This window comes from Pseudokineococcus marinus, assembly GCF_013004605.1.
In the GTDB taxonomy this organism is placed as follows: Bacteria; Actinomycetota; Actinomycetes; order Actinomycetales; family Quadrisphaeraceae; genus Pseudokineococcus; species Pseudokineococcus marinus.
The window spans coordinates 1-4,842 of sequence record NZ_JABEMA010000237.1 but is presented as its reverse complement, the minus strand read 5'-3'; the positions used below and the strand labels follow the sequence as shown (position 1 = coordinate 4,842).

4 protein-coding genes are annotated in these 4,842 nt (G+C 73.4%); all 4 read right to left on the bottom strand.

Annotated elements, in window-relative coordinates:
• Positions 1–64: 64 nt before the first annotated feature.
• The 4 genes from HLB09_RS13010 to HLB09_RS12995 all read right to left on the bottom strand — a co-directional run bounded on the left by HLB09_RS13010 (position 65) and on the right by HLB09_RS12995 (position 4,585).
• A complete protein-coding gene (locus tag HLB09_RS13010; RefSeq protein ID WP_171203777.1) occupies positions 65–964 on the bottom strand; it encodes a carbohydrate ABC transporter permease in 900 nt (299 codons plus the stop codon).
• Positions 961–1,833: a carbohydrate ABC transporter permease gene (locus HLB09_RS13005; RefSeq protein ID WP_344552786.1), complete on the bottom strand. Its 873-nt coding sequence runs from the start codon at positions 1,831–1,833 to the stop codon at positions 961–963. Before HLB09_RS13005 ends, HLB09_RS13010 begins: the two co-directional genes overlap by 4 nt.
• A 281-nt stretch (positions 1,834–2,114) precedes the next feature.
• Positions 2,115–3,410 (bottom strand): ABC transporter substrate-binding protein, encoded by a 1,296-nt coding sequence (locus HLB09_RS13000; RefSeq protein ID WP_171203776.1) that lies wholly within the window; start codon positions 3,408–3,410, stop codon positions 2,115–2,117.
• 44 nt (positions 3,411–3,454) lie between these two features.
• Positions 3,455–4,585 carry a LacI family DNA-binding transcriptional regulator gene (locus HLB09_RS12995; protein WP_171203775.1) on the bottom strand — a complete coding sequence of 377 codons (1,131 nt, stop codon included), beginning with the start codon at positions 4,583–4,585 and terminating at the stop codon, positions 3,455–3,457.
• Positions 4,586–4,842: the final 257 nt, after the last annotated feature.

Genomic DNA, 4,842 nt, shown 5'->3' with positions numbered 1-4,842 from the left:
GGGAGGGCCCCGGCGCGCGGTGCGCCGGGGCCCTCCCGCACGGACCTGGTGGTCCTCGGGCGTGTCAGCCCTTGACGGAGCCCGACATCATCCCGCCGACGAAGTACTTGCCGAGGACGATGTAGACGACGAGCGTCGGCGCCGAGGCGAGCAGGGCACCGGCCATCGACTGGCCGTAGTTCTGCAGCAGCGCGCCGTTGGCGAAGTTGTTCAGCGCCAGGGTCACCGGGCCGTTCTGGCTGGAGGCGAAGAACACCGCGAAGAGGAAGTCGTTCCAGGCGCTCGTGAACTGCCAGATGAGGACGACGACGAAGCCCGGCAGCGACACCGGCAGGATCACCGAGGCGTAGGTGCGCAGCATGCCCGCGCCGTCGACGCGCGCCGCCTCGATGAGCTCCCCGGGCACCGACTCGTAGTAGTTGCGGAAGATCAGCGTCGTGATGGGGATGCCGTAGACGACGTGCAGGATGATGAGCGACGGGATGCCCGTCGGCACCTGCAGCGTGACGGTCAGCAGCTGCGCGAGGGGGATCACCACGGCCTGGTACGGGATGAACATCCCGAAGAGGATCAGCGTGAACACGAGGTTTGCGTACGGGAAGCGCCAGCGCGAGAGCACGAACCCGTTCATCGAGCCGAGGACGGACGAGATGATCGCCGCCGGGACGACCATGAGGAACGAGCGGCCGATGGCCGGGGCGAGCGCCTCCCACGCCGCCGACCAGTTCTCCAGCGTCCAGGTGCTGGGCAGCGCCCAGGCGGTGTCCGGCGAGGCGTCGCCCGCCCCCTTGAAGCTCGTGACGACGAGCACGTAGACGGGGGTGAGGACGAAGACGAGGAAGAGCAGGAGGAGGGCGTAGCGCAGCGTGCGCGCCCCGGAGAAGCGCCGCTCCCGAGGACGCGGCGCGAGCCGCAGGCGCTCGTCCGGCTTCGGCCCGCTGACGGTGGCGGTCGTCGCGCTCATCGGGTCTTCTCCGCTCGGGCGGTGCGCACCAGGTAGGGGATGATGAGGAGCGCCACGAGCAGCAGCAGGATGGTGCCCACCGCCGCCGCGTCCGCGTAGGCGAAGCTCGACTTGTACTGCAGCACGTCGACCGCCGGCACCTTCGTCGAGTAGTTCGACGAGTCCGCGATGGACAGGATGAGGTCGAAGACCTTCAGCGACATGTGGCCGATGATGATGAGCGCCGACAGCAGCACCGGGCTCAGCTGCGGGAAGATGACGTAGCGGTACAGCTTCCACTCGCTGGCGCCGTCCATGCGGCCGGCCTCGCGCAGCTCCTCGGGGACGCCGCGGAAGCCGGCGAGGAAGAGGGCCATGACGTAGCCGGCCAGCTGCCAGACGGCGGGCAGCGCGATGGCGGCGATGCCCCAGCGCGGGTCGCTCCACCAGGGGTTCTGCAGGAAGCCGAGGCCGACCATCTCGAAGAGCCGGTTGAGCCCCGACGCGTTGTCGCCCTGGTTGGAGTTGAGCAGCCAGCGCCACACGACGCCGGAGGCGACGAAGGACACCGCCATGGGGAAGAGGTAGACGGAGCGGAAGACGCCCTCCCCCTTGATCGGCTTGTCGAGCAGCCAGGCCCACACGAAGCCCACCGCGAGCGCGCCGCCGAGGAAGACGACCGTGTACAGCAGCATGTTGGCGAGCGAGTGCTGGAAGTCGGAGTCCTGGAGCAGGCGGACGTAGTTCTCCAGGCCCACGAAGGTCGCGGGCTCACGGCCCGTGGCGATCGCGGCGTCGTTGGCGTCCGTCATCGACGTCCGGATGTTGACCGCGATGAGGCCGTAGACGAAGACGGCCAGGACGACGAGGGACGGCGAGATGAGCAGCAGGGGGGCGACGTAGCGCCCGCCGTGCCGCCGGCGCCGGCGCTCCCCCGTCGGGGCGCTCGTGCCGGAGGAGCGGTCGGTGCGCGCGGCGGAGGTGGCGGGGCTGCTCACCGGTCTCCACCGCCGTCGGCGCCGCGGGGAGCCGCGGTCGGCGCTTGAGGGGTCACGGATGGTCCTCCACGAGGTGCTGGGGCCTGCGGGCCTGCGGGCCGGTGCGCCGGTCCGGGTCGGGCGGTGACACCGCGGCGCCCTCCCCGAGGTCGGGGAGGGCGCCGCGGCGGACGTCAGCCGTTGACGGCGGCGCCCATCTCCTGCTGCAGCGTCGCGACGTCCGAGGAGCCGCTGGTGAACTTGCTCACCGCGTCGGTGATGTCGTTGAGCGTGGCGACCGGCGCCGCGGCGCCGTGCGCGAGCGAGGGCACGATCGTCGCGGAGGCGAAGTCCTCGGCCGCGCTCTGCTGGTACTCGCTGAAGTCGGACAGGTCGACGTCCGAGCGGGCCGGGATCGAGCCCTTGGCCTGGTTGAAGGCCGCCTGGCCCTCCGGGGAGGCCACGGTCTCGAGCCACGCCTCCGCGCCGCCGGGGTGGGGGGCGCCCACGGGCAGCGTGAAGGAGTCCGCGAGGAAGCCGAACTGGTCGGCCGTGCCCGGGACGGGGAAGTACGTGTAGTCCTCGCCCGCGACCTGGTCCTGCTCCTCGAACGCGGCCTCCGCCCAGTCACCCATGACGTTGAAGCCGGCCTGGCCGTCGATGACCTGCTGGGTGGCGTCGGGCCAGTCGAGGCCGTCGCGGTCGGTGTTCGTGAAGCCCATGAGGGTGTCGAAGTCCTCGAGGGCGGCGGTCACCTCGGGCGAGCTCCAGTCCGTCGAGCCGTCCCACAGGCCGATGTACCCGTCGGCGCCGAGGTCGGACATGAGGACGGTCTCGAGGAGGTTGACCTGGGTCCAGGCCTGGCCGACCGACAGCGCCGTGGCGCCGCTGTCCTGCACCGCCTGGAGGGCGGGGATCCACTCGTCGATGCTGCTGTAGGTCGCCTCGGGGTCCAGGCCCGCGTCCTGCAGCACCTGCGGGTTGGCCCAGACGACGTTCGAGCGGTGGATGTTCGACGGGATGGAGTAGATCGCCCCGTCCTCGGTCGTCAGCAGGTCGATGAGGTCCTGCGGCACCGCGTCGGTGAGGCCGAACTCCTCGAACTGGGAGCTGACGTCCTCGATCTGGGCGGCGTCGATGTAGTCCTGCAGCTCCGCGCCGGCGTGCGCCTGGAAGGTGTCCGGCGGGTCGTTGGTCTGCAGGCGCTGCTGGAGCAGGTCCTTGGCGGCCGAGCCGGCGCCACCGGCCACGGCGCCGTTGATGAACTCGGTGTCGGGGTGCTGCTCGTCGAAGACGGCGACGAGGGCGTCGAGGCCGGCCTTCTCGGAGCCGGCCGCCCACCAGGTGAAGACCTCGACCTCACTGGCGTCCCCGCCGCCGGAGCCGCCGTCGCCGCCGGAGCCGCCGGAGTCGGAGCCGCAGCCCGCGAGCGTCAGGCCGAGGGCCGCGACGCCCGCCACGACACCGGTCTGCAGACGGGTGGAACGCATGTGTACTCCTCTGGGTGACATCGATGTCATGAAACGTCGAGACGCTAGGCGCGCGGCGTCGGCGATGTCAACGACGTCACGCGATCGTGACCTGGGGCACCGTCGTCGGCGCGGTCGTCCGCTCCGCCGTCCGCTCCGTCGTCCTCCGGGGGGACCACGAGCCGCGTCGGGACGACGACGTGCCGCGCCGGGCCCTCGTCGCCGCGCACGCGGGCCAGCACGAGCCGGCCCACCTCGCGGCCCATCTCCTCGGCGTCGTAGCTCACGGTCGCCAGGCCGACGAGCCCGGCGAGGTCGACGTCGTCGAAGCCCGCCACGGCGCAGGCGCCGAGCGCGCCGGCCCGCGCGAGGGCCCGCACGGCCCCGGTCGCGAGCAGGTTGTTCATCGCCAGGACGCCGGTCGGGTGCGGGTCGGCCGCGAGCAGCTCCGCGACGGCGCGCTCGGCGCTCGCCGCGTCGTGCGCCTCGCGCACCTGGGCGGCGGCGAGCGGGGGCAGCCCGGCCTCCTCGAGCGCCCGGGCGACCCCCTCCATCCGCGCCCGCCCCGTCTCGAGCCGGCGGAGGTCGCTGACGACCGCGAGGTGGGGACGGCGCCCGTCCCCGCCGGCTCCCCCGCCGGCGTCCCGCGCCAGCAGGTGGGCCGTGACCTCGCGGGCGCCCGCGGCGTTGTCGAGCACCACGGTGTCCGCGCCCGGGACGGCCCCGGCGCGGTCGACCATGACGAGCGGCGTGCCCGGGCGGCGGGCGGCTTCGAGGTGCTCCTGGTCGGCGCTCGTGCTGGCGACGACGAGCGCCCGCACGCCGCGGTCCAGCAGGCTGGCGACGGCGGTGCGCTCCGCGTCCGGGTCCTCGTCGCTGGAGACGGTCACGAGGAGGAGGCCCGCCGGTCGCAGCTCGCGCTCGACCCCCGCGGCCAGGCGCGAGTAGAAGGGGTTGGCCAGGTCGGCCGAGACGAAGCCGACGAGCGGGGGCGCGGCGCCGAGCCGCAGGTCGCGCGCGACGGCGTTGACCCGGTAGCCGACGCTCCGGGCCGCCTCCAGCACGCGCGCCGCCGTCTCGGGGGCCACGTAGCGCTCGCCGTTCAGCGCTCGGGACGCCGTCTTGGGGCTCACGCGGGCGAGCGCGGCGACGTGCTGCAGCGTCGTCGGGGGGCGCTCCCCGTCCGCGGTGTGCACGCCGGGGAGTATGCAGGACGGCCGCGGCCGCGCCGGGGAGGCGGGGTCACGACCTGACAACGTTGACACGCAGCCGTCCGAGTTGTTCCCTAACGCCTCGTGGGCCCGCACCGGCGCCGGCCCGCGGCGCCCCGCCCCGGGGAGCCGCCGGGAGCGCCGACGGGCCGACGCAGCGGTCCCCCCTCGTCGGAAGGCTCCCCATGGCTCCCCCCGCCCCGCACTCCTCCGCGCCGACGTCCTCGGCCCGCCCCGCGACC

Excerpts from the sequence above, each read along its gene's own strand:
- HLB09_RS13010 (WP_171203777.1), bottom strand. The coding sequence starts at position 964 with ATGAGCGCGACGACCGCCACCGTCAGCGGGCCGAAGCCGGACGAGCGC.
- HLB09_RS13000 (WP_171203776.1), bottom strand. The coding sequence starts at position 3,410 with ATGCGTTCCACCCGTCTGCAGACCGGTGTCGTGGCGGGCGTCGCGGCC.